Here is a 24461-nt window from a genome sequence, read left to right as displayed (position 1 = left end):
GGGAGCAATGTCATGCCAGTCACCGGCCCACTCTGGTTCGCGCTCGAAGTTCCGTCGCTCGACGAGGGGATCAAGTTCTATACCGATGCGGGCCTCGAAGCCTCGCGCAATGGCAACATCGCGCAGCTTACGTGCATCGGACAGTCGCGCCCGTCGGCGATCCTGATCGGCGGCGCGCCGCGCAAGCGGCTGCATCACATTGCCTTGCGCGCCACTGATCTGCCGCAGATCGCGGCGAGCGTACCCGCGGCCGGCGGCAAGGTCGTAGCGGCTCCAGCCGGCTTCGATGCCGAAGGCCTGTGGGTCACCGACCCGCACGGCGTGCTCTATCACCTGCTGGAACGGCCGGAGGACGCGCCGCTCGCCGCCTCCGATCCGTACCAGATCAACGCGCCCGGCCGCATCGTGCGCAACCGTCGCGCCGGGATGCAGCCCATCGGTCAGTACGCACCGGTGAAGCCGCTGCGACTGGGCCACGTCATGATGTTCTCGCCCGACGTTCTCGCGAGCGCGAAGTTCGTGACCGAGGGTCTCGGCATGGGTCTCGCCGATCGCGCCGAAGATGTCGTCGCGTTCTGTTGCGCGCGCAGGAACAGCGATCACCACGTGCTCGGCTTCGGCAAGTCCAACGGCATCGGCATGCATCACGCGAGCTTCCAGGTTCGCGATCCCGATGACGTCGGTCGTGCGGGCCGCGCGCTGCTGGAAAAGACGGGCCGCGGCGACTGGGGCTTCGGCCGGCACACGGTGGGCTCGAACTACTTCCACTACATCCAGGATCCCTGGGGCTCGTGGCTCGAGTACTACTCGGACATGGATTTCATCGACGACTATGCGCTGTGGACGCCGACGAACTACGGTCCTGAAGACAGCATGGCGAACTGGGCCCCGCCCCTGCCGCCCGACTTCGTCGTCAATCAGGAAGCCGAGCAAGCCGGATGAAGATCGAAACAGATGTCCTGATCGTCGGCGCGGGACCCGTCGGTCTCGCGCTCGCGATCGAACTCGGCACACGCGGCGTGCGTGCCCTGATCGTCGAGCGCAACCACCGCACGGGCGCGTCGCCGCGCGCCAAGACCACGAATGTGCGGACCCGCACGCATCTGCGGCGCTGGGGCATCGCGGATCGACTCGCTGCAGCCTCACCGTTCGGCGTCGACTATCCGAACACGATGATGTTCGTCACGAGCCTCGCGGGCTATCCGCTCGCACGCTTCGAGAATGCCTTCAATGCCTCGCCGCAGCGCTCGCCGCTGTATCCGGAACATGCGCAGTGGATTCCGCAGTACATCCTCGAAAGCGTGATGCTCGAACGCGTCCGCTCGCTGCCGACGATCGACGTGCGTTTCGATACGACGTTCCGCACGGCCGAGCAGGACGAGACCCGCGTGGTATCGAACATCGTCGGTACTGACGGCGCCGAGATGACGGTGATCTCGCGCTACCTCGTCGGCGCGGACGGCTCGCGCAGCACGGTGCGCTCGCTGCTCGGCGCGAAGATGGAAGGACGTAGCGGACTCTCGCGCAACTACAACATCATCTTCCGCGCGCCCGGGCTCAGCACCGCGCATCGTCATGGCCCCGCGGTGATCTACTGGCAGCTCGGTCCGAAGGGCTTCAGCGCCGTGGGTCCGATGGATCGCGACGACATCTGGTACTTCGCACCGACCGGCATCGAGGAAGGCCGCACGCTCTCGAATGCCGAAGCCGCCGCGATGATCGCCGAGCGCACCGGCATCGATCTGCCCTACGAAATCCTGAGCGCCGACAGCTGGGTCGCGAGCGAACTGCTGGCGGATCGCTATGCCGATCGCCGCATCATTCTCGCGGGCGATGCCTGTCACCTGCATCCGCCGTTCGGCGGTTACGGCATGAACATGGGCGTCGGCGACGGCGTCGATCTTGGCTGGAAGATCGCGGCCACGCTGCAGGGCTGGGGCGGTCCGGAACTGATCGCAAGCTACACGCAGGAACGGCGACCGGTACATCGCTTCGTCATCGACGAAGCCGTGGCCAACCACGCCATCGCCACGGGTCCGCCGCCGGCGCAGATCGCGGATGACACCGCCGAAGGCGCGGCGCTGCGCGAAAAAATCGGCGGCAACATCCAGTCGACCAAGGGCCGCGAGTTCCACACGCTCGGCACCGTGCTCGGACTGCGTTACGAGAATTCGCCGCTGATCTTCGACGAGCCGGGACCGCCGCCGCCGCACGATGGCCAGACGTACCGGCCAACGGCGCGACCCGGCAGCCTCGCTCCGCATGCGTGGCTCGACGATGGACGCTCGCTCTACGATCTGTTCGGCCAGGGCTTTTCGCTCGTCGTCGCACCGGGCGCCGAACAATCGCAGATCGAAGCCGCGCAGGCCGAAGCACAGGCATTGCGCATTCCGTTGACGGTCGTGCGCCTGCACGATGCTGCAACGGCGGCGCTGTACGAAACGAAACTGACGCTGGTCCGGCCGGATCAGCACGTCGCATGGCGGGGCGACCGCTGGAACGCGCCGCTGCGCCGGGCCACCGGATGGCCTGAGCCGGCGTGAACTCCATCGCCGACGTTCGCGCGCAGCTCGACTCGGCACCGATGAGTCGCGCGCAGATCGTCGCGGTCGCACTCACGTTCGTGCTGTCGGCGCTCGATGGCTATGACGTGCTCTCGGTCACCTTCGCTGCGCCGGCCATCACGGCGGCCTGGGGCATCGGCAAGGCGGCGCTCGGCGTGGTGCTCTCCGCGGGACTCATCGGCATGGCGCTGGGCGCGATCGTGCTGGCGCCGCTCGCCGATCTGTACGGACGCAAGACACTCGTGCTCGTCAGCCTCGCCCTGATGGCGCCCGGCATGGCGCTGTGTGCGAACGCGCACTCCATCGGCGAACTCGCACTGTGGCGCGTCGTGACGGGGCTCGGCATCGGCTGCTGCGTCGCCGTCATCAATCCGATCGCAGCGGAGTTTGCCAATGCGCGGCGGCGTGCGTTCACGGTGGCGATCATGGCGATCGGCTATCCCGTCGGCGGCGTTGCCGGCGGACTGATCGCCGCCGTGCTCATGCATCACTACGGCTGGCCCGCCGTGTTCATGGCCGGTGCGATGGCCGCGGCCGTGCTGCTGCCGATCGTCGCGCTGTTCCTGCCCGAGTCGCCCGGCTGGCTGCTCAGTCGCCGCGATGCCGGTGCGCTCGCGCGCGTCAATGCGGTGTTGCAGCGGCTCGGGCACGGTCCGCTGGCAATGCTTCCGCCGCACACGACGCAGGCGCGTCGCGGCTACGCACTGCTGTTCGCCGCGGATCGCCTCGGCACGACGGCCTGGATCACCAGCGTCAACGTGCTGTTCGTGCTCACGGTCTACTACGTGCTGAGCTGGCTGCCGCAGATGGTCGCGGACGCGGGTTTCGCTGCTTCTTCGGCGAGTGTCGTCGCGGCGGTCGCCAACCTGGCCGGCGTCGCGAGCGGCCTGGCACTCGGCTGGCTCGCGCAGCGCGGCGGCCTGCGCTGGCTCACTGCCGGTTCCATCTCCGGACTCGGCATCGCGGCCATCCTGTTCGGCCTGACGCCGGCGTCGCTGCCGCTGCTGATGCTCTCCGGCGGCATCTGCGGTTTCTTTCTGTTCGGCGGCGCGACCGGCCTGTACGCCACGCTCGCCACCACGTTCGGCGATGCGGACCGTGCGTCCGGCACGGGCTTCGTCAGCGGTATCGGCCGCGTGAGCAGCGCCATCGCGCCGCTGATCGCCGGCTGGCTGTTCGCAACCGGCTTCGATCGCGCGCAGGTATCGACGGCCTTCGGCGCGTGCTCGCTGGCGGCAGGCGCGCTGCTGTATTTCGGCTGGCAGAGGTTCCGCTCGCCATGAACTATCTGCGCAATGTCTGGTACATGGCCGCCTGGTCGGAAGAACTGCGCATCGGCCAGCCGCTCGCCCGCACGCTGCTCGACGAACCCGTCGTGCTGTGGCGCGACGATCAGGGCACGCCGCACGCCCTCTTCGACCGCTGTCCTCATCGTTTCGCGCCGCTCAGTCTCGGTCACTTCGAGGGCGACACCGTCACGTGCCGCTATCACGGCCTGCGGTTCGGCAGCAGCGGCGCCTGCGTCGGCAATCCGCATGGACCGATTGCGCGTGCGTTGTCGGTGCGCAGTTATCCGATGGCGGAAGCGCATCGCGCGCTGTGGATCTGGATGGGCGATCCCGCGCAGGCCGACCCGGCCCGCATCCGCGACCTGTCCTTCCTCGCGAGTGCGCCGGACACCGCCTTCAACAGCGGTTACCTCCACGGCGCGGGCCACTACCAGCTCTTCGTCGACAACATCCTCGACCTGTCGCACACCGACTATCTGCATCCGACGACGCTCGGCGGCGGCTCGATCACGCGCACGCCCGGCACGGTGGAGCAGCGGCCGGACGGCATCATCGCCATGCACTGGCATCCGAAGAACGAAGTGCCGATCCCGCTCCTCGCGCCGCGCCTGCCGCCCGGCGTCGATCGCGTCGACAGCTGGACCGAAGTCGAATGGAGCGCACCGGGCGTCATGAAGCTGGTGAACGGCGCCGTGCCGGCCGGCACGCCGCGAAGCAATGGCGGCAACTCCATCAACGTACACATCATGACGCCGGAAACGGCGAGCACGACGCACTACTTCTTCGCCTCGACCCGCGACTTCCTGCTCGACGACGCCGAGTACAACGAACAGACGCGCCGCATGCGCGCGCACATCTTCAGCACCGAGGACGAGCCGATGATCGCCGCCCAGCAGTCGCGCATCGGCGCGGCGGATTTCTGGTCGCTGGCCCCGGCCCTGCTGAAGATCGACAAGGGCGCCGTCATGGTGCGCCGGCGCATGGACGAACTGATCGCCGCCGAAGCCCGCGAGACCGCCCGGCCGTGAGCGGCGTCGACAGTGCTAGACTGCGGAAAATATTCAATTTGTCGTTCCCTCGAGGAAAGACCTGAAACTCTATGTCCATGCCAGAAGCAGAGAACGGAGACGCCGCACCGCGCAGCCAGGCCACGCTGGCCTATCGCGCCATCCGCAGCGACATCCTTTCGGGACGCCATGCGCCGGACAAGAAACTGAAGATCCAGGATCTCGCCGACGAACTGAAGGTGAGTCCCGGCGCGATCCGCGAAGCCCTGTCGCGCCTGGTGTCCGCCCAGCTCGTGGTCTCACAGGACCAGCGCGGGTTTGCCGTCGCGCCGCTGTCGATCGCCGATCTCGAAGACCTGACGGACGTGCGCTGCGAGATCGAAGCCATCGCCCTGCGCCGCTCGGTCGAACTCGGCAATGTCGAATGGGAAGCCGGCCTGCTCGCCGCGGCGCATCGCCTGCGCGCGACGCCGGGAAGGCTCGGCGGCAGGAAGGGTTCGGTCAATCCCGAATGGCTGACGGCGCATGCCGCTTTTCACGCGGCCCTCGTCGCCGCCTGCGGCAGCGCCCGCCTGCGCGCCCTGCATGCCCATCTCTATGAACAGTCGGAGCGCTATCGCGTGCTCTCGGGCAAGGTCGAGTCGAACCGCGACATCGACACGGAACACGGGGAGATCGTCGCACTGGCGCTGGCGCGCGACGCGAAAGGACTGGTCGAGGCCATGGTCCATCATCTGCGCACAACCACCGACCTGATCGTCGCCTCCCGTCAGCCGCCCAAGCGCCCGGCGAAGTCCCGCACTCCGGCTGCCCGCACGCGGGTCAGTCGCCCCCGGCGCAGCGAACGCGCGACGGAAGACGCCGACGCCTGATCGCGCGGCAGCAAACGCCGTGATCGCTGCGCACGCGCAGCAAATCCTGCGAACGGAACTTTCGCGGATGCGGCGTATTGATCCAGACATGACTCGCGCGTGCACAGGGAGAATCAGATGAGTCCGGTCGCTGCTGATTCGTCGCACGTACTCCGGCACATACTCCGGGGCAGAAGGATCCTGCTGGTCGAAGACGACGATCAACTCTATCGAGCGCTGCGGGAATGTCTGGTGGATGCGGGCGCCGAAGTACTGGGGGCGCTCGCATTCATGCCCCGGGGTACGGGCCTGGTGCCGCTGACCTACGTCGACGTCGCCATCATCGATGCATCACACGCGGGAACCGGGATTGTGCTGGCGCGCGAACTGCAGCAGCGCGGCATTGCCTGCGTGCTCCTGGCGGCCGCGGCCCTGCCGGCGATCGAGACGCATGGCTGCTGCCATCTCTCCAAGCCGTTCACCGAAGCGCAGTTGCTGGACAGCGTCTCCGCCCTGATTCGCTGCAGCGAATCCTCCGGATTGCGCGGCGATGGATTCGGCCGCCTGCACGGCGTGCGCAGTCGCGCCGATCAGCCGTCGTTTGCGGAAGGCGCCGACAGGGTGAAATAGAACGTCGCTCCCCTGCCGATCGCACTGTCGGCCCAGATCCGTCCTCCATGCCGCTGCACGATGCGCTGGGCCAGCGACAGGCCGATGCCGGTGCCTTCAAACTCGCTGTCGTTGTGCAGACGCTGGAACACGCCGAAGAGCTTGGCGGCGTAGCGCATGTCGAAACCGGCGCCGTTGTCGCGCACGACGTACACGATCTCCCCTCCCTCGAGGTGCGAGCCGACCTCCACGACCGCCGGCTTCGCATGACGCGTGAACTTGAAAGCATTCGCCAGCAGATTGACGAACACCTGGCGCAGGAGCACGGCATCGCCCACCGTGTCGGGAAGACTGCCGACGCGCACCTGCACGGCCCGCGAGTCGTCCTCCTTGCGCAGTTCCTCGAGGATTTCCGCGACCATCCTGTCGATCCGCACGGCTTCATGACTGATCACCTGCCGGCCCAGGTGCGAGAAATGCAGCAGGTGCTCGATCAGCTCGCCCATGCGATGCGCATTGTCGGTCACCTTGCACAGCAGGCGCTGCGCGCCCTCGGGAATCTGCTGCGAATAATCCTGCACCAGGATGCTCGAATAGCTGCTGATGGCCCGCAGCGGCGCGCGCAGGTCGTGCGAAACGGAATAGGAAAAACTTTCGAGTTCCTTGTTCGCCTGTTCCAGCTCCGCGACATGCTCGCGCAGCCTCGCCTGCAGCGCCGCGATCTCCACGCGCATCTTCCGCACGCTCAGCGCACGCGCCAGTACCGGCAGGATGACGCTCAGGCGGAACGGCTTGAGCACATAGTCGAGCGCACCGGCCTGCATCGCCGCGATGGCCGTATCCACCGCGCCATGACCGGTCATGACGATGCCCAGCAGGAACGGATCGATCGCCTGCGCTTCGCGCAGCAGCGCAATGCCGTCGATCTGCGGCATCACCAGATCGGCGAGCACGAGATCGAAACGTTCCTTGCGCAGATGCTGCAGCGCTTCGACGCCGGAGGTGAATCCGGCCGTCACGTAGCCGGCGTCTTCCAGCACGTCGCACAGGGCGGTCATCTGCGCTGCTTCGTCGTCGACGATCAGCAGGCGCGCGATCGGGGTATCGATGGTCGTCTCGGTCATGGTTTCCGGCCTATGCGGGCAGCGTCAGTTCGGCGAGGGCACTGCGCAGTTCGCGCAGCCGCGGCGGTTTTTTCAGGACGCGGTCCACGCAGGGTGGAATGTCCCGGTCGTCCAGCAGCCGCTGACCCCAGCCGGTGAGCAGCAGCACCGGAGTCGCAGCCGACAGCGCCTTCACGTCGGCTGCCACCTGTCGGCCATCGACATAGGGCATGCCCAGATCGGTGATGACTGCGCTGAACGGTTCCGGACCTGACAGCGCGGCCGCGAAAACATCGATGCCCTTGCGACCGCCGTCTGCGGCGACGACGGCATGACCGTCGCCTTCGAGGATTTCCCGCAGTGCATCGATGATCACGGGATCGTCGTCGATGATGAGCAGGCGCAGGCGGCGCCGCGCTGCGCTGTCGGCCGGCAGCCGCACGACGGACTCCGGCTCACCCGCGCGGACCGCGAATTTCAGGCGCACCGTCGTTCCCCTGCCGACCGCACTCTCGATGTCCAGCTCCGCCGAATGTCGGCGCGCCATGCCATAGACCATCGCCAGTCCCAGGCCGCTGCCGCGCTCGCCCTTGGTGGTGAAGAAGGGTTCCATGCAGCGTCGGCGCGTGTCCTCATCCATGCCGACGCCCGTATCGCTCACTTCGAGGATGACCGCCTCGTCCGCGGGCAGTCCGGCATCCGCCTGCCGCGATACGACGCAAGTGCGGATACCGAGCGTGCCGCCCTCGGGCATGGCATCGACGGCATTGAAGATCAGGTTGGTCAATGCATCGCGGATCTCGCCTTCCGCGCCCATGATCGACGGCAGTGCCGCCGCCAGTTCGATCTGCGGCGCAATGACGATGCCGCGCTCCTGCAGCACGTCGCTCCAGCGCACGCGCGTCAGTTCGAGCACCTGCTGCGCCACGCGGTTCAGGTCCACGCGCGCCAGTTCGAACTGTGCTTCGCGCGGGCGATAGAACTCGCGCATCCTGCCGACGGTCTGGGCAACGTCCTCGATGGCCTGCTGGATCGTCGTCAGATGCCCTCGCCCGCGCTCGCTGAGGCCCGCTTCGCGTTCGAGCAACGACTCCGTGTACAGCGCGATCGGCGAGATGGCGTTGTTGATGTCGTGCGCCACGCCGCTCGCCATCTGTCCGAGCGCGCGCAGGCGCTCCTGCTGCATCACCGCCTTCTGGGTCTGTCGCAGTTCGTCGTACGCGAGCTGCAGGGCCGAATGCAGGTGCGCCTGATGCGAGGCGAGCCCGACATGTTCGCTGAGCTGTCGCAGGAACTCGCAGTCGCCGCTGCTGAATCCACGCGGCGCACGGCGAGCCGCCACCAGCACGCCGAACACGCGGCTCTCGACCATCAGCGGCGCCGCGACCAGCGATCGCAGGCCGGCCTGCACCATGCCTTGCAGAAGTTCGAAGGACGCCTCGCCCAGGTCCGGCGCGTACACCAGTTCGCCGCGCACGCTGCGCGCGAAGCCGCTGGGCTCGATGACGATCTGTGTGCCTTCCGCCATCGCGAGTTGCCGCGCGAGCGGCGCACTGCGCGGCCCCGCGCTGCCCACCGTCAGGACTTCGCTCGCGCTGTCGTAGAGCAGCATGCAGCCGAAATCGATCGGCATGTCGTCTTCGAGATGCTGCAGCACCACGCGAAAGATGCTGGGCAGGTCCTGCCGGTCGCCGATCGCGCGCGTGATCCGGTTGTGCAGGTTCAGCCGGCCCAGCTGCGATTCGATGCGCGCCAGCATGTCGTTGAACGTATCGGTGAGCCGGCCCAGTTCGTCGTCGCTCAGGCGCGCCGCACGCACCGAGTAGTCGCCACGGCCGGAAACGGCACTGGCCGCGCCGACCAACGCGGCGATCGGCTCGGAAATCTGTCGCTGCAATGGTCGCGACAGCAGGTACGCGCCGAACAAGGCGACCAGCGCGACGATGGCAGCGACGACGCCGAGCACGAGAAGCTGCCGGTACACCGGCGCCATGTCCGAAGTGAGAACCAGCGTGCCGAGCGTGCGGCCGCCCTGCACCACCGGATAGGCGGCAATCAGGTAACGACCTTCGAACGAATGTTCGCCGTCTTCCGGCACCCGCACCGGCAGCGGCGACGCGTCGGCCGGATAGACAGCAAACGGGCTGCCCGCCGGGTCGCGCAGCTCGGCGGCTACTACATTCGGATCGGCGCGCAGTGCGGCGAGTATCTCGCGGGCCGCCTCCGGATCCTGAAACGCCAGAGCTGCGCTGCTGTTGGCGGCGATCACGTTGCCGAGCGACGACTGGTGCGCGACCGTCGATTCGCGCAGCGTGATGAGCTGGGCTGCGACGAAGCCGACCAGGGTGAGCAGCAGGGCGAGTCCGCTCGTCAGCAGCGCTGCGCGCATGAGCCGGCGGCGCAGCGTCATGGCGCAGGCTCCGGCCCCGCTGGCACCAGACTCGCGAGCGACAGCAGCTTCGAACTGATGGTCAGGTCGGCCGCACGGGCGGCGCGCGGATTGATACGCAGCCGCAACCTGTTGCGGGCGGTGACGAACTCGATGACGCCGCCGCGCTCGGCAAACGCAGCGGAATCGGCCACGGTCAGAATCGAACGACCGCGCAATGCATCGAGGATCGGATCGAGCCGTTGCGGCGACGCCTGCGCGATGAACAGGATGTGGCAATCCGCGACCTGCTCGACGCGCTGCAGGCGCTTCACTGCGAACGGCCGTCCATCGACCTTCTCGCCGCGCACCGCATCGTCCAGATACTGCTTGAACGGATCCTCGCCCAGCACGCACACCGTGAACGGCGCATCGTCCTGCGCGAAGGCCGTCGACGGCCATTCGACGAACTGGCTGAACTGAAACAGGAACACGGCCTTGAGCTGATACTCGGGCGCGGCGGCAAAGGCGCAGGACATCGCCCACGCAGCGGCCGTGCCCGCCATCGCCAGCACGATTCTGCGAACGCGCGGCCTGCGTCGCGCCTGCACATGCGCGGCCGGCATCGTCACCTCCCGGACAGTCGCGTCACAGACGCCATGCAATGCGCCCGTAGACACTGCGCTCGATCTCGCGCGCGGAGGGAGACGACGGCACGAATTCCAGGTGCCGCTCGGCGAACAGATTCTGCCCCACCAGCGACAGCTCGACCTGACGGCCGAGATTCCAGGCCACGCGCAGATCCACCGCCACGTAGCTCGGCACGTGCGGATCCGGCAAGGCATCGACGTAGCGCACGACGGCATCGAGCTGCAGCGCGGAGGTGAGATCCACGAGCGACTGGATGACGACCTGGTTCTGCGGATCGTTGCTCTCCACCGAGGCATCGTTCAGGTCCTGGCTGCCCGGCTTCACGGAGAGATGCTTGTCGAAGAAGGTATAGCCGCCGCGCAATCGCCAGGCATCCGTCACCTCGTAGGTCGCCGCCGCTTCGATGCCGTAGGTCTCGCCCCGCACGCCATTGCCGAACGTGAGCGGCACGAACAGCGGCGGCGGGCCCGGTTCGACGCTGCGCAGGTTGTCGTATTCGTTGTAGAAGCCCGACAGCGACAGCGACAGCCCCGCACCCGGCTGCAGGCGCCAGCCGATCTCGTACGCGAGCAGGTCTTCGGATTGGAAATCGCCGCCGGCGATGAGCCCGATCTGCGGCGTCAGGTTCAGATAGAAATCCCGATCGATGCGCGCGGGCGTGCGCGAAGCGCGCGAGATCGCACCCCAGATCGTCTGGCGCGGCGACGGCGTCCAGGAAAGCCGTCCGCTCGGCTGGTGTTCGTAACCCGTGTAGTCGTTGTGTTCGATCTTGGTGCCGAGCGTCAATCGCAGACGTTCCGGGATCACCGTGATCTCGTCCTGCACGAAGACGCTGTAGAGATCGAGCGTCTCGTCCGGCGGCCGGAACTGGAAGAGCGGCAGATTTCTCACTTCATGGTGCATGCGGCGCGCGCCCAGGCCCCACACGATCTGCTGGCGTGGACTCAGCTGAAAGCGGTGTTGCCAGTCGAGATCGTAGGTATCGAGCTTCTCGGCAAAGCCATTGCCGAAGTCGCGGCGCGTACGGTCGAAGTAGACCTGCAGCTGGAAGTCCGAGGTGTCGGAGACGACGTGCTGCCACCGACCGAGCACGTTGCCGCCGTCGGCATCGACGGGCGCATTGCCGTCGGGATCCGGTCGCGTGCTGTAGAGATCCGATTGCAGGGTCAGCGTCGTGGCCTCGCGCTCCCAGTCCATGCGAAAACCGCCCTGGCGCGAATCCCATCCGTCTGCCGCCGATGCACCGTCGACGAGCCGCGTATCGTCGCGATCGAAGGCCTTCGCATACACGCGATAGTGCAGGTCCGGCGACAGCTCGCCGCCGTAGCGGATTCCACCCAGCGCACGCAGTTCGGTACCGACGTCTGCTTCCACGAACAGACCTTGCGTCTGTGCCGCCGTACGTGTGGTGATATTGATTACACCGTTCACCGCATTGGCGCCCCACAGGGTTCCGCCCGGGCCGCGCACGATCTCGATCCGATCGACATCTTCGAGCAGCGTGTCCTGCACGTCCCAGAAGACGCCGGCGTACAGCGGCGTGTAGACGGTGCGACCGTCGATCATCACGAGCAGCTTGTTCGCCAGCACGTTGTTGAAGCCGCGTGCGCTGATGGCCCACTGGCTGGCGTTCGCCTGCGCGACCTGCAGATTCGGCGCCAGGCGCAGCGCCTCCGGAATGCTGGTGGCGCCGGAGCGGGTGATCTCATCACGCGTGATGACGCGGATCGCAGCGGCGGCCTCGGCCAGCGATTCCGGAGTTCGCGACACCGACGTGACTTCCAGCGCCAGCAGTTCCTCGACGCTGAGCTGCTTCAGGCGTTCGGAACTCGCGAGCAGCGCCGAGGACGCATGAACGCTGGTCGCGACACACAGAAGACCGGCGCCGAGCAGCGGCAGCGCACGGCGCGAGAAGCTGATGATGGACGGCTGGGTTTGAAGGTCGATCCCTAACTTCAATGCGTGCTCCATGTCGTTCGTCTCCCTGCAATCGCGCCGATGCTAAACAACCCCACCATGCGTGACCACCCATCGACCCGTAGTGGAATTCCTCGACGCGCGTACCCCTACAGACTGATTGCGGGATTTGCCGAAGGCGCGACATGTCGCGCGGCACGCGTTACGACTGCGCGAGCCAGCGCATCCGGATGTCACTGTCGCGTTGACTGGTCTTCGGGGGACAGAGCGGAATCAAACGACGAAGGTGACGAACAATGCGAGACAGACGCGGCTGAGCACATCGCCCATCTGCCGGTCGAGCGGCATCTCGATCCATTCGCGGCGCTCGAAGCCGCTGAGCAGGAATGCACAGGCAATCGTCGTACAGAGGATCGCGACGCCGTCGCCGCTGACTTTCGCCACGGCGAAGCCGGCAATGAACACCAGCACGATCGTGCGCCACAGCCGAAACGGTGCAGACAACCAGCGAAAAACTTCAGCGTGCATCGAACCTCCAGGCGGCAAGGCGGCGACATGATTCCCGCGCCGAAGGTCATTTGCAGTTTGACAATCGATTATTGCGATCAGCGGCGCAATCGCGCCCAGAGCGATTGACAATGAAGACCAGACTGCCTGTGGGGCCGGCTTCAGCCGGCCTCTGCTTGTGGGTCAGGCTTTAGCCTGACATCCCGAGGCCGGCTGAAGCCGGCCCCACAGTCGCTACGGCGCATTCTCCAGCGCCGTCATCGCCTCATCGGCGCGCGGATCGCGGCGGCGATTCCGCCAGTCGCCGAGGAACAGCAGCAGCGGCGCCGCAATGAACACCGATGAACTCGCCGCGATCACGATGCCGAAGACCATCGGCACGGCAAAGCTCAGTACGCTGGCGCCGCCGAGCAGCGCCATCGGCACCATCGCGAGGAACGCCGTGGCGGAGGTGTAGAGCGAACGCGCCAGCGTTTCATTGATGCTGCGATCGATGATGTCGCGCAGCGGCTGCCGCGGGTAGCGCTTCAGGTTTTCGCGCATGCGGTCGTACACCACCACCTTGTCGTTGACCGAGTAGCCGATCAGTGTGAGCAGCGCGGCGATGGCCGTCAGATTGAACTCGATGCCGGTGAGCGCGAAAAAGCCGATCGCCTTGGTGACGTCGAGCACCAGCGTCACGATGGCGCCGACGGCGAAGTGCCATTCGAATCGCATCCAGATATAGACCAGCATCGCGAGACTCGCCAGCAGCACCGCGAGAATGCCGGCATCGGCGAGTTCGCCGCTGATCTTCGGGCCGACGATGTCGACGCGATCGAAGCGCGCATCGGGCAGGGCTTCTGCGATCGCTGCACGCGCCTCTTCAGCGATGGCCGTCTGCGAAGCCTCGCCGCCCTCGCCCTGCTGAATGCGTACCAGCACGGTCGCATCGCTGGCGATCTGCTGCAGGGTGACTTCGCCGAGATCGGCGCCTTCGAGCGCGGTACGCAGGTGCGGCAGGTCGATGGCCTGCGGCGCGCTCACTTCGATGAGCGTACCGCCGGTGAAGTCGACGCCGTAGTTCAGTCCCGGCCGGAAGAACAAGGCGAGCGAAGCCACCGACAGCACGATCGACAGTCCGATGCCGACGAAGCGCGCCCGCATGAAGCGGAAATTCGGCGTCTTCGCCAGCAGGCGCTGCGGCAGCAGGCTGCCGATGATGAACTGCTGCGGCCGCCGCACGCGGACATACAGTCCCATCAGTGCGCGCACCACCGCCACGGCAGTGAACATCGAAATCATGATGCCGAGCGCCATGGTGACGGCGAAACCGCGCACCGGTCCCGAACCGACCCAGAACAGCAGCAGGGTCGCGATCAGCGTGGTGACGTTGGAATCGACGATGGTCGCGTACGCACGCCGGAAGCCGGTATCGAGCGCGGCGACGGCGTTCTGTCCCTTGCGGGTCTCTTCGCGAATGCGTTCGTTGATGAGGACGTTCGCATCGACGGCGAGCCCGATGCCGAGCACGATGCCCGCTATGCCGGGCAACGTCAGCGTGGCACCGAGCAGACTGAGCGCCGCCAGGGTGAGCGCAACGTTGATGAGCAGCGCGAGATTCGCGATCACGCCCCAGCCCCGGTACAGCACGGTCATGAAGCCCAGCACCAGCAGCAGACCGACCATGCCGGTGAGCGCGCCCATGCGAATGGCATCGCTGCCGAGATCCGGACCCACCGTCCGTTCTTCGACGATCTCGAGCGGCACCGGCAGCGCACCCGCACGCAGCAGCGCCGCCAGCGAACTCGTCTCGGCCGTGGTAAAGCGACCGGAGATCTGCCCGGCACCGCCCGTGATCGGCTCGCGGATCACGGGCGCGCTGATGACCTTGCCATCGAGCACGATGGCGAACTGACGACCGAGGTTCTCGGTCGTGATCTTGGCGAACAGTCGGGCACCGAGATCGTCGAACCGGAACGACACGACCGGCCCGCCTTCGCGCGTGTCGAAGCCGGCGCTCGCCTGGATCAATCGTTCGCCCTGCAACATCGGCTGCCGTTCGAGCAGGTAGAAGTCGGGACCGGTCGCATCGGGAAGCCTGATGTGTCCCGGCGGCACCGCGCCGGTGTTGGTCGCCACCATCGAGCGGACGCGATGGAACGTCAGCTTCGCCGTGCTGCCGAGCAGCGTGCGGATTTCCTGCGGATCCTGCACGCCCGGAAGCTGCACGAGAATGCGATCGCTGCCGAGACGCTGCACGGTGGGTTCGGCGACGCCGACCGCATCGATGCGCCGTCGCACGATTTCCAGACTCTGTTCGAGTGCAGATCGCTGACGCTCCGCCAGCGCGGATTCATCGACGAGCTCGCTGCGCAGCGCATCCGAATCGATCTCGAGCACCAGGTGCGCGCCGCCGCGCAGATCGAGGCCGAGAGCGACCTGCTTCTTCGGCAGCCAGTCCGGCCAGGACTCGAGCTGCGCCGGCGTGAACAGATTCGGCGCTGCGAACAGGCAGCCGATGGCGACGATCAGCCCGTAGACAACGAGCTTCCAGTTCGAAGGGAGCATGAGGGTCTCCGTATCAGGGAGTTGCTCTGCCTGTGGGGCCGGCTTCAGCCGGCCTGAAAACAGCCTGACAGTGCCCAGGCCGGCTGAAGCCGGCCCCACAGGAAGAAGCCGGAAATTCAGGCCGCGGGCGGCAGGAACACCACCGTGCCGTCCGGCGGCGGCTGCACGACCTGCAGCACTTTCAGCCGACGCTCACCGCCGGGCATTTCCCAGATCACTTCATCGCCTTCGCGGAAGCCCAGCAGGGCGACGCCGAGCGGCGCGGTCACGGAAAGCCGGCGGCTCGTCACGTCTGCCTGCGAGGGAGACACCAGCGTGTATTCCTCGGTCGCGCGCGTCTGCGTGTCCATCACGCGCACGATGGAATTGAGTGTGACGGCGTCCTCCGGCAGCGCCTGCGGATCGACGATCTTGGCGTGATCGATCTCTTCACCGAGCGCAGCCAGGTGATCGAGATCGCGGATGGCCGAGCGCGACTGCTCCGAAATGATCGAGCGCAGCCGGGCCACGTCGGTCTTGCTGAGAATGATTCGCTGGCTCATGACACTCCTCCACGCTGCATGCTGCCGCGATACGCGGCCGGCATTCGGTCGCAACCTTTGTAACCCGGCGATTCAATTAGGGCCATTAGAATTAATCTTCGATTCGCTTAGTCTTTGGCGAACCGATCCCGCGGATCGCGAGGCTCAGTGAAGGCGCGATGCGCAATCCTGCGGCGAGTACAACGCGAGCAGCGCACGCAGTACCCCATTCGTCCAGCCGAAACCATCCTGCAACGGATACTCGCCGCCGCCCGCAGCACCCTCGCCCGACACGTCGTACTTCTCGACGAGCTTTCCCGTCGCGGCAAACGCTGCGGTGTTTTCGCGTATCCAGCGACAGGCGATCTCCTGCGCCAGCGCAGGCTGCCCGCGATCCCGCAGTGACTTGATCGCGATCCATTGCAGCGGCGCCCACCCGTTCGGTGCATCCCATTGCTGTCCGGTCCGCTCCATCGTCGTGGCAAGACCGTCAGGCTGAAGCAGATGCGACTGCACGAACGTCGCCACCTGAGCGCTTTGCCGGACGTCGGCAATGCCGAAGTACAGCGGGAACAAGGTCGCCGCCGTCACATGAGGCGTCAGCGTGCGCTGCCGCCATGCATAGTCGCCGAACGCACCCTCGTCGGCGTTCCATAGATACTGCCGCATCGCCTGGCGCCGCTTCGCGGCCGCAATCTCGATGGTATTGGCCGCGGTGGAATCTCCTGCGACGCGATGCGCGCGAGCCAGCGTTCGTTCGAGCTGGTACAGCAGGCTGTTGAGATCCACCGGCACGATCTCGACGGTGCGGATGCTGGTCAGCGTGCGGCCATCGCGCAGCCAGCGCGAACTGAAATCCCAGCCGCTTTCGGCGGCGGCGCGCAGGTTTCGATACACCTCCGCGGCGCGCCGGCCGGAGGCTGCGGCCGTTGCGACGTCTTCCGCGTACGACTCGTCGCGCGGCGTCGCCTGATCGTCCCAATAACGATTCAGCACCGATCCGTCGGGCAACCGGACGACGCGACGATGCGCCGCACCTTCACCCACGGTGCCGGCGCCTTCCATCCAGAACTCGTATTCGCGTTGCAGCTGCGGCCGAAAACGCACGTAGACCTGCTCGCCATCGCGCGCCGCGGCGAGTTCGACCATCGCCGCAAAGAACGGCGGTTGTGACCGGCTGAGGTAGTACGTGCGATTGCCGTTCGGTACGTGACCGTAGCGATCGATCAGGTGCGCGAAGTTGGCCAGCATGTCGAGCGTCAGCTCGTGCCGGCCGCTCTGTTCGAGACCCAGCATCGTGAAGTACGAATCCCAGTAGTAGATCTCGCGGAACCGCCCGCCGGGAACGACGTACGGCTGCGGCAGCGGCAGCAGCGACGAGTACGGATCGACGCGATCGGCCTGTCGCGTCAGCACACTCCACAACTCGTCGATGTGTGCGACCACATCCCGCGATAAGTCACTGCGGTAGCCGCTGTCGACCGGCTGCGGCACTTCGAAATGTTCCAGCACGAACGACTTCAGATCGAACTGCGCATCGCGCCGGCGGCGTTCGTATTCCGCCATGACGACATCCGGCGCACTGCGCGGCACCGCATCGACGAAGGTCTTGCCGTCCGGGAATAGGCGCTGCTGCTGCACCTGCGCAAACAGATCGCCATACAGACCCGCGGGCGTCTGCGCGGATTGCGCCGAGGCAATCGTCGCGGACAGCAGCAACGCATACAGCGCGGTGGTGAATTTCATTGCATCGGCCGCCTTTCGCAGGGCGGGCCGATGATAAGGCGCTGGCGCGCGGTTTTCAGGTCGGAAATCTGGCTACGCCGAATGCACCAGCCGCAACTGCGGGCCGGTGCGCATCACACGGCTCAGCGCTTCCACGGATTCGGGCACCGCCACGTAGATGCCCTGCGCATACTCGACGCCGATGTCGGCGAGACACGCGAGCACTTCGGCCGTTTCGACTCGCTCTGCGATCGTCTTGATGCCCATCGCATGGCCGATCTGGGTGATGGCCTCGACCATGCAGCGATCCACCCGGTCCGTGCTCACGTCCTGGATGAACTGTCCGTCGATCTTGAGGTAGTCGACCGGCAGGTTCTTGAGATACATGAAGGACGACAGGCCGCTGCCGAAATCGTCCAGCGAAAACTGGCAGCCGCGGGCGCGGAATTCCTTCATGAAGTGCACGACGTTCGGCAGGTTGGAGATCGCCGCCGTTTCCGTGATCTCGAAACACACGGCGCCCGGACTCAGATCGTGGCCCTGCAGTTCGCCGATCAGGAATTCCAGAAAGCGATCGTCGTTGAGCGAGGTGCCGGAGAGATTGATCGAGATCGTGTAGGCATGACGTGGATCGCCGTCGGTGCGGTAGTGCGCGAGCGTCCCCAGTGCCTGCCGTACCACCCAGCGATCGATCATCGGCATGACGTTGTAGCGCTCGGCGGCCGGAATGAATTCCGCCGGCATGATCAATGCGCCGTTCTCCGCACGCATGCGCAACAGCAGTTCGTAGTGGCCGCGCGGATCGCGATTCGCGCCGATGGGCACGATCGGCTGGTAGTACAGTTCGAGGCGATTCTCTTCGACGGCGCGCGTGAGCTTCGACACCCACTGCATCTCGCGATGGCGTTCCGGCGCCGTGCTCGATTGATAGGTGTGGACGCGATTGCGGCCCGAGTCCTTGGCCGCATAGCAGGCGACGTCTGCCGCCGCCATGACGCTCGCGATGCTCTCGCTGTCGCTGTTGATCTCGACGATGCCGATACTGGCGCCGACGTTCATGGCGCCGTCCGGCCACTCGAAGCGGTACTCGCGGATCGCCTGGCGCAGGCTGTCGGCGATCTTCTCGGCGCGATCGCCATTGCAGTGCTGCAGCAGCACACCGAACTCGTCGCCGCCCAGGCGGGCGATCATGTCGTTGGTGCGCACGCGGGTCTGCAGCAGACCGGTGATCTGCTTGAGCAGGCGGTCGCCGGCCTGATGACCGCAGGTATCGTTCACCAGCTTGAACTGATCGAGATCCAGATACAGCAGGACGTGCGTGACTTCGTGATTGGCGCGCGCCGTGATCAGCGCTTCGTTCAGGCGCGTCTCGAATTCGCGCCGATTGATGAGACCGGTCAGTGCATCGTGCGTCGCCTGGTAGGCAAGCGCGCGGCGCAGACGCCGTTCCTTGCTGACGTCGCGGAACACCAGCACCGCGCCGATGATCCGTCCGCTGCGATCGCGAATCGGCGCGGCCGAGTCCTGAATGGCGATCTCCTGACCGCGGCGATTCACCAGCACGGTCTGGTCGGCCATGGCGATGACGCGATCCTCGCGCAGCGAGCGCGACGCCGGATTCTCCAGCGGCTCGCGCGTCGCCTCATTCACCATCTCGACGACTTCGCCGAGCGCCTTGCCGACCACCTCGTGCAGATGCCAGCCGGTCAGGTCTTCCGCCACGGGATTCAGGTATTCGACGCGGCCCTCGGCATCGGTGGTGATGACGGCATCGCCGATGGACTGCAGCGTGACCTGCGCCTTCTCCTTCTCCTGGAACATCGCCGTCTCGGCGCGCTTGCGTTCGCTGATGTCGAAGATCGTGCCTTCGTAACCGGTGAGGCGACCGTTTTCGTCGCGCACGGCGCGCGCGCTTTCGATCACGGTCAGCGTCGTGCCATCGACGCGACGCAGCTGGAACTCCGCGTTGCGCACTTCGCCGTCGCGCTCGAGCGCCGCGATAATGACTGCGCGCTCCAGCGGGTCGTGATAGATCGTTTCGGTCGGCCGCGACAGCAGTTCGGTCGGCGAAGCGAGCCCCACCATCTGCGCCAGCGCCGGATTCACGGAGACGAAGCGCCCTTCCACCGTCGAGCTGTAGACGCCTTCGAGCACGTTGTCGAACAGGCGCCGATAGCGGCCTTCGCTGGCGCGCAGTGCGCTCTCCGACATGCGCCGCTCGATGGCGATGCCGGCCAGCTGGGTCATGCGCGACATCAGCTCGAAATCGCGCCGCATCGGGCTGGCCGGCGCGCGGAAGTAGAGCGCGAGCGTGCCGAAGGTGCGACCGTCGGAGGCGTAGATCAGCGTCGACCAGCAGGCGCGCAGCCCGGCATCGATCGCCAGATCGCGCCGGTGTTCCCACAGGGCATCGCGACTGATGTCCGCGACGATCACCTGGCGCTGCAGATAGACGGCCGCCGCGCACGAGCCATTGCGCGCCGCGACTTCGACACCCTCCATCGACTGCGCGTACGGCGCGGGCAGGTTCGGCCCGGCACACAGGTGCAGATGCGTGCGTTCGTCGTCGAGCAGGCGGATCGCGCAGATGCTGTCGGGCGCGACGCGTTCGACGACGTCGGTGATGGCCTGCAGCGTCACGCGCAGATCGACGTTCGCCGCCAGCCGCTCGAACACGCGCCGCTCGCCGGCGGCCAGCAGTTCATTGCGCTTGCGTTCGGTGATGTCGGTGATGCTGCCGCGGACCAGGCGGCGGCTCGAGGACGGCAGGCGAACCCAGCGTACTTCGCAGGGAATGTCGGCGCCGAAGGCGTCGCGAAAGACCCATTCGAGCACCGGCGCCTCGCCGGCGACCGTTCGCTCGAGGTTGGCGCGACTGGCATTCGCGGACTCCGAGCCGTCGGGCTGGCATTCGGGACTGAGCGCGTCCGGCGCAATCGCCAGCAATGCCTCGCGATCCATCTTGAAGAAACGCACGGCGTTTTCGTTGGCGTCGATCAGCCGGTTCAGGTCGGTGTCGACGACGACGATGATTTCGGGCGCGTGTTCGACCAGCGTGCGGTAGCGCGCCTCGCTTTCGCGCAGGGCCGCGTCGGCCGCTTTGCGATCGCTGGTATCGCGCAGGCAGACGACGAATACCCAGCTGCGATTGAGCCGCGTCTTGCTGACGGCGAGTTCGGCGGAGAAGTAGCTGCCGCTGGAATGCAGACCGAGCGTTTCGTGCTGCGCCAGATCGACCTGCGTGTCGTCGAGCCGGGCGGCGAGCGCTTCGAGCTGCTTCGACAGCGATTCCTCGTTGGCCAGTTGCGGCAGCAGGAAGCTGAGCGGACGACCGAGCACGTCGGCTTCCGCATGGCCGAAGACCCGCTGACCGGTCGCATTGATCGAAGCGACGTGGCCACCTTCGTCGACGCTGATGATCACGTCCTTGACGTGGTCGAGGATCGATTGCAGCTGGCTGGCGGTGCTTTCGCGCAGCTCGCGCGTGAGTGCCGTCGCCTCGTCCGACATGAGCTGCATGGAACGCACGACGCCGCGCCGTTCCTCGTCGGCCCGCACGTAGATGCCTTCGACGATGGTCAGCAATCGCCCCAGGTCGATCTCGCCGTCCGGGCGGGTCGCTTCGCGGATCTGCTTTTCCAGCAGTCGATGCATGTTCTTGTATTCCCGACGCTTCAACGATTGACGCAGCGGCGCAGACTGCGTCCCGACCGAATCCCTCGCGCAGGGCCAGCGGCCCGCGGCTCCACCTATTCCCGGTCAGGCTCCGGATCGTAGGTCGGCGCGCGCGGGCCAAGTGTGAAATGGCTCGCGATTTATGTGAAAGCTGGAAGATTTTTGCAATCGCGACGGGGGGTTATCGCGACATTCTGAGGATTCGACGCAGCCGGAGGGGATCGATGGCGGGCGTCAGAAAATCCTTGGGCGGCAGATAGATAGGAGACTTTCTTCCTGTGGGGCCGGCTTCAGCCGGCCTTCCGGCTGTGGGGCCGGCTTTAGCCGGCCTTCCGGCTGTGGGGCCGGCTTCAGCCGGCCTTTCCAAGGAGTCAGGCTAAAGCCTGACCTACAAGCCTGACCCGCAGGCAGAGGCCGGACTACTCATCCGCCTCTTCCGCCGCCTTGCCGCTGCGCTTGCGCTCGTGTTCCTTGAGGAAGCGTTTGCGCAGGCGGATCGCCGTCGGCGTCACTTCGACCAGTTCATCGTCGCCGATGAACTCCATCGCCTGCTCCAGCGTGTAGCGGATCGGCGGGACCAGCACGACGTTTTCGTCCTTGCCGGCGGCGCGGATGTTGGTGAGCTTCTTGCCCTTGAGCGGGTTCACGACGAGATCGTTGTCGCGGCTGTGGATGCCGATGACTTGCCCTTCGTACACCTCGTCGCCGTGACCGATCATCAGCTTGCCGCGTTCCTGCAGGCTGAACAGCGCGTACGCCAGCGCCTTGCCCTGCGAGTTGGCGATCAGCACGCCGTTCTGGCGCTGGCCGATGTCGCGATCGAGCACGGGCGCGAAGTGATCGAAGATGTGGTGCATCAGGCCCGTGCCGGACGTGAGCGTACGGAAGTCGGTCTGGAAGCCGATCAGGCCGCGCGACGGGATCGTGTAGTCGAGGCGCACGCGCCCCTTGCCGTCGGCATGCATGCCCGTGAGCTGCGCGCCGCGCTCGCCGAGCGCCTGCATCACGGCGCCCTGCGAGGTGTCGTCGAGATCGACGGTGAGCTGTTCGTACGGCTCGCAGAGCTGGCCTTCGATTTCCTTCACGACCGCGCGCGGGCGCGACACGGCCAGCTCGTAGCCTTCGCGACGCATGTTTTCCAGCAGCACGCCCAGGTGCAGTTCGCCGCGGCCGAAGACGCGGAACTTGTCCGGGTCCTCGGTATCTTCGACGCGCAGCGCCACGTTGTGCAGCACTTCGCGCTGCAGGCGTTCGCGGATCTGGCGGCTGGTGACGTACTTGCCTTCCTTGCCGCAGAACGGCGAGGTGTTGACCTCGAACGTCATGCTGATGGTCGGCTCATCGACGATCAGCGCCGGCAAGGCTTCGGGTCTGGCCGGATCGCAGATGGTGTCGGAAATCTCGGGATGTTCGATGCCGGCGAAGGCGACGATGTCGCCGGCGCTGGCCTCATCGACCTCGACCCGATCCAGCCCCAGGAATCCCAGCACCTGGATGATGCGTTCGTTGCGCGCCTTGCCTTCGCGATCGATGACTGTGACGGGGCTGTTGCGGCGGATCCTGCCGCGCTTGATGCGGCCGATGCCGATCGCGCCGACATAGCTCGAATAGTCGAGCTGGCTGACCTGCAGCTGCAGCGGCCCGTCGACGTCGACAGCGGGCGGCGGGCAGTGCTTCACGATGGCTTCGAACAGCGGCGTCATGTCCTGCGCGAGCTGCTTCGGATCGTTGCCGGCGAAGCCTTTGAGCGCGGAGGCATAGACCACCGGGAAGTCGAGCTGCTGTTCGTTGGCGCCGAGCTTGTCGAAGAGGTCGAAGGTCTGGTCCAGCACCCAGTTGGGGCGAGCCTCGTCGCGGTCGATCTTGTTGATGACGACGATCGGGCGCAGGCCGTGCGCGAAGGCTTTCTGGGTGACGAAGCGGGTCTGCGGCATCGGCCCGTCGACCGCGTCGACCAGCAGCAGCACGCAGTCGACCATCGACAGCACGCGCTCGACTTCGCCGCCGAAGTCGGCGTGTCCGGGCGTATCGACGATGTTGATGCGGTAGTCCTGCCAGCGCACCGCAGTGTTCTTGGCCAGGATGGTGATGCCGCGCTCGCGTTCCAGCGCGTTCGAATCCATCACGCGTTCAGGCGAGGCCTTGCGCGCGTCGAGGGTGCCGGACTGCTGCAGGAGCTTGTCGACCAGCGTGGTCTTGCCATGGTCGACGTGGGCAATGATCGCGATATTGCGTAGCTTGGAGATGGACATGGACGCGGCGCAGGGGGAAAAAGGCCGCGCATGGTATAGGAAGAACCGGCCCAGTATCAGGGGGTCGATGCGGGTCCGTGGGGCGCGAACCCTGCTTTCGGGCTGGGACGGGCCCCGAAGCGGCTTCTTCCTGTGGGGCCGGCTTCAGCCGGCCTTTGAAGTCAGGCTGAAGCCTGACCCACAGGCAGAGGCCGGCTGAAGCCGGCCCCACAGGAATGCAAGGAGAAGCCCGACGGGCCTTACCGGGTCGTCTCCTCCGCCTTCATCGGCTCCACCGGCTGCCCGGTCGAATCCGTCGCCGGAACGCTGGCTTTCTGCTGGGTGACCTGTGGGGTTCCGGACACGAACGGAATCGCAAACGTCCGCCCCAGCGTCGCCCCGCTGATTGCCGTGTCGACGGAAACGGTGACGTAGAACACCCCCGCCCGGTCGGCCAGCACCGAAACCGAGTGCTTGTAGGGCTCCTTCGCCGTCACGCTGGCGTAATCCACGGTCAGGTCGCCTGCCAGGGTGATGCCGTCCATGCCGCTGAACTTCGCCGTCATGGAATCGACCCCGGCGCTCGGGATCAGGACGACTTCGAGTTCGACCGGCTTGCCGGGTTCGGGCCGGGCCGCAAACTCATACTTGATGTCGACAGCCGCGCCGGGCTTGCCGTTGCCCACGGCACGCGCCATTTTTTCGGTGGGATCGGCCGGTGCCTCGGCAGCCGGTTGCGGCTGCGCTGCTTGAACCGGGGCGGCAGCCGGGGTCGCGGGCGGCGGCGGTTCCGGTTCTGAACCGCAGGCGCTCAGCATCGCCAGGGCAGCGATGCAGCAGAGGTGTCGTGCGTGCTTCATCCAGTGCGCGCTGATTTCGTGCTGTGCGTTCAT

General features: G+C 66.2%; 17 protein-coding genes. 6 read left to right on the top strand and 11 right to left on the bottom strand.

Annotated features, from left to right (window positions below):
• Positions 1–12: 12 nt before the first annotated feature.
• The 6 genes from V7D81_RS00480 (at position 13) to V7D81_RS00455 (ending at position 6341) form a co-directional block, all read left to right on the top strand.
• Positions 13–942 carry a VOC family protein gene (locus V7D81_RS00480; protein ID WP_324313756.1) on the top strand — a complete coding sequence of 310 codons (930 nt, stop codon included), beginning with the start codon at positions 13–15 and terminating at the stop codon, positions 940–942.
• Positions 939–2543, top strand: coding sequence for an FAD-dependent monooxygenase (locus V7D81_RS00475; RefSeq protein WP_324313754.1), 1605 nt, complete (start codon positions 939–941; stop codon positions 2541–2543). The genes V7D81_RS00480 and V7D81_RS00475 overlap by 4 nt, the downstream gene beginning before the upstream one ends.
• Positions 2540–3847, top strand: coding sequence for an MFS transporter (locus V7D81_RS00470; RefSeq protein ID WP_324313751.1), 1308 nt, complete (start codon positions 2540–2542; stop codon positions 3845–3847). Before V7D81_RS00475 ends, V7D81_RS00470 begins: the two co-directional genes overlap by 4 nt.
• On the top strand, positions 3844–4881 hold the full coding sequence (locus V7D81_RS00465; RefSeq protein ID WP_324313749.1) for an aromatic ring-hydroxylating dioxygenase subunit alpha: 1038 nt from the start codon (positions 3844–3846) through the stop codon (positions 4879–4881). Before V7D81_RS00470 ends, V7D81_RS00465 begins: the two co-directional genes overlap by 4 nt.
• Before the next feature lie 77 nt (positions 4882–4958).
• Entirely contained in the window at positions 4959–5732 is a 774-nt protein-coding gene (locus tag V7D81_RS00460) for a GntR family transcriptional regulator (protein ID WP_324313748.1), read from the top strand.
• Between the two features lie 117 nt (positions 5733–5849).
• Complete coding sequence (locus V7D81_RS00455; protein ID WP_324313746.1) at positions 5850–6341, top strand: hypothetical protein; 492 nt, start codon at positions 5850–5852, stop codon at positions 6339–6341.
• On the opposite strand, the gene V7D81_RS00450 is transcribed toward V7D81_RS00455, so the two are convergent.
• The 11 genes from V7D81_RS00450 to V7D81_RS00400 form a co-directional block, all read right to left on the bottom strand.
• The gene (locus V7D81_RS00450; RefSeq protein WP_324313745.1) at positions 6302–7444 is read right to left on the bottom strand and encodes a sensor histidine kinase; all 1143 of its coding nucleotides are present in this window, start codon (positions 7442–7444) and stop codon (positions 6302–6304) included. The genes V7D81_RS00455 and V7D81_RS00450 overlap by 40 nt on opposite strands.
• A gap of 10 nt (positions 7445–7454) precedes the next feature.
• Complete coding sequence (locus tag V7D81_RS00445; RefSeq protein WP_324313744.1) at positions 7455–9833, bottom strand: ATP-binding protein; 2379 nt, start codon at positions 9831–9833, stop codon at positions 7455–7457.
• Positions 9830–10417 carry a YfiR family protein gene (locus V7D81_RS00440; RefSeq protein WP_324313743.1) on the bottom strand — a complete coding sequence of 196 codons (588 nt, stop codon included), beginning with the start codon at positions 10415–10417 and terminating at the stop codon, positions 9830–9832. Before V7D81_RS00440 ends, V7D81_RS00445 begins: the two co-directional genes overlap by 4 nt.
• Positions 10418–10439: 22 nt before the next feature.
• Entirely contained in the window at positions 10440–12401 is a 1962-nt protein-coding gene (locus V7D81_RS00435) for a TonB-dependent receptor plug domain-containing protein (protein WP_324313742.1), read from the bottom strand.
• A 231-nt stretch (positions 12402–12632) separates the two neighbouring features.
• The gene (locus tag V7D81_RS00430; protein ID WP_324313741.1) at positions 12633–12887 is read right to left on the bottom strand and encodes a hypothetical protein; all 255 of its coding nucleotides are present in this window, start codon (positions 12885–12887) and stop codon (positions 12633–12635) included.
• 213 nt (positions 12888–13100) lie between these two features.
• On the bottom strand, positions 13101–15416 hold the full coding sequence (gene secD / locus V7D81_RS00425) for a protein translocase subunit SecD (RefSeq protein WP_324313740.1): 2316 nt from the start codon (positions 15414–15416) through the stop codon (positions 13101–13103).
• Between the two features lie 116 nt (positions 15417–15532).
• Positions 15533–15958, bottom strand: a complete 426-nt coding sequence (rnk, locus tag V7D81_RS00420; RefSeq protein WP_324313738.1) for a nucleoside diphosphate kinase regulator — start codon at positions 15956–15958, stop codon at positions 15533–15535.
• Positions 15959–16102: 144 nt separating this feature from the next.
• Entirely contained in the window at positions 16103–17683 is a 1581-nt protein-coding gene (gene treF / locus V7D81_RS00415) for an alpha,alpha-trehalase TreF (protein WP_324313736.1), read from the bottom strand.
• 72 nt (positions 17684–17755) lie between these two features.
• Positions 17756–21316, bottom strand: coding sequence for an EAL domain-containing protein (locus V7D81_RS00410; RefSeq protein WP_324313734.1), 3561 nt, complete (start codon positions 21314–21316; stop codon positions 17756–17758).
• Positions 21317–21756: 440 nt separating this feature from the next.
• Complete coding sequence (gene typA / locus V7D81_RS00405; RefSeq protein WP_324313733.1) at positions 21757–23589, bottom strand: translational GTPase TypA; 1833 nt, start codon at positions 23587–23589, stop codon at positions 21757–21759.
• A gap of 239 nt (positions 23590–23828) precedes the next feature.
• Positions 23829–24461, bottom strand: coding sequence for a hypothetical protein (locus V7D81_RS00400; RefSeq protein WP_324313731.1), 633 nt, complete (start codon positions 24459–24461; stop codon positions 23829–23831).

It is taken from the genome of Povalibacter sp., from assembly GCF_036735925.1.
GTDB lineage: Bacteria > Pseudomonadota > Gammaproteobacteria > Steroidobacterales > Steroidobacteraceae > Steroidobacter.
Note: the sequence above shows the minus strand (reverse complement) of the source record. Positions and strands in the feature narration are given on the sequence as shown.

Coding starts and splice junctions, on each gene's coding strand:
- V7D81_RS00445 (WP_324313744.1), bottom strand. CDS start 9,833: ATGACGCTGCGCCGCCGGCTCATGCGCGCAGCGCTGCTGACGAGCGGA.
- typA (WP_324313733.1), bottom strand. CDS start 23,589: ATGTCCATCTCCAAGCTACGCAATATCGCGATCATTGCCCACGTCGAC.
- secD (WP_324313740.1), bottom strand. CDS start 15,416: ATGCTCCCTTCGAACTGGAAGCTCGTTGTCTACGGGCTGATCGTCGCC.
- V7D81_RS00460 (WP_324313748.1), top strand. CDS start 4,959: ATGCCAGAAGCAGAGAACGGAGACGCCGCACCGCGCAGCCAGGCCACG.
- V7D81_RS00450 (WP_324313745.1), bottom strand. CDS start 7,444: ATGACCGAGACGACCATCGATACCCCGATCGCGCGCCTGCTGATCGTC.
- V7D81_RS00410 (WP_324313734.1), bottom strand. CDS start 21,316: ATGCATCGACTGCTGGAAAAGCAGATCCGCGAAGCGACCCGCCCGGAC.
- treF (WP_324313736.1), bottom strand. CDS start 17,683: ATGAAATTCACCACCGCGCTGTATGCGTTGCTGCTGTCCGCGACGATT.
- rnk (WP_324313738.1), bottom strand. CDS start 15,958: ATGAGCCAGCGAATCATTCTCAGCAAGACCGACGTGGCCCGGCTGCGC.
- V7D81_RS00400 (WP_324313731.1), bottom strand. CDS start 24,461: ATGAACGCACAGCACGAAATCAGCGCGCACTGGATGAAGCACGCACGA.
- V7D81_RS00455 (WP_324313746.1), top strand. CDS start 5,850: ATGAGTCCGGTCGCTGCTGATTCGTCGCACGTACTCCGGCACATACTC.
- V7D81_RS00475 (WP_324313754.1), top strand. CDS start 939: ATGAAGATCGAAACAGATGTCCTGATCGTCGGCGCGGGACCCGTCGGT.
- V7D81_RS00430 (WP_324313741.1), bottom strand. CDS start 12,887: ATGCACGCTGAAGTTTTTCGCTGGTTGTCTGCACCGTTTCGGCTGTGG.
- V7D81_RS00440 (WP_324313743.1), bottom strand. CDS start 10,417: ATGCCGGCCGCGCATGTGCAGGCGCGACGCAGGCCGCGCGTTCGCAGA.
- V7D81_RS00465 (WP_324313749.1), top strand. CDS start 3,844: ATGAACTATCTGCGCAATGTCTGGTACATGGCCGCCTGGTCGGAAGAA.
- V7D81_RS00480 (WP_324313756.1), top strand. CDS start 13: ATGCCAGTCACCGGCCCACTCTGGTTCGCGCTCGAAGTTCCGTCGCTC.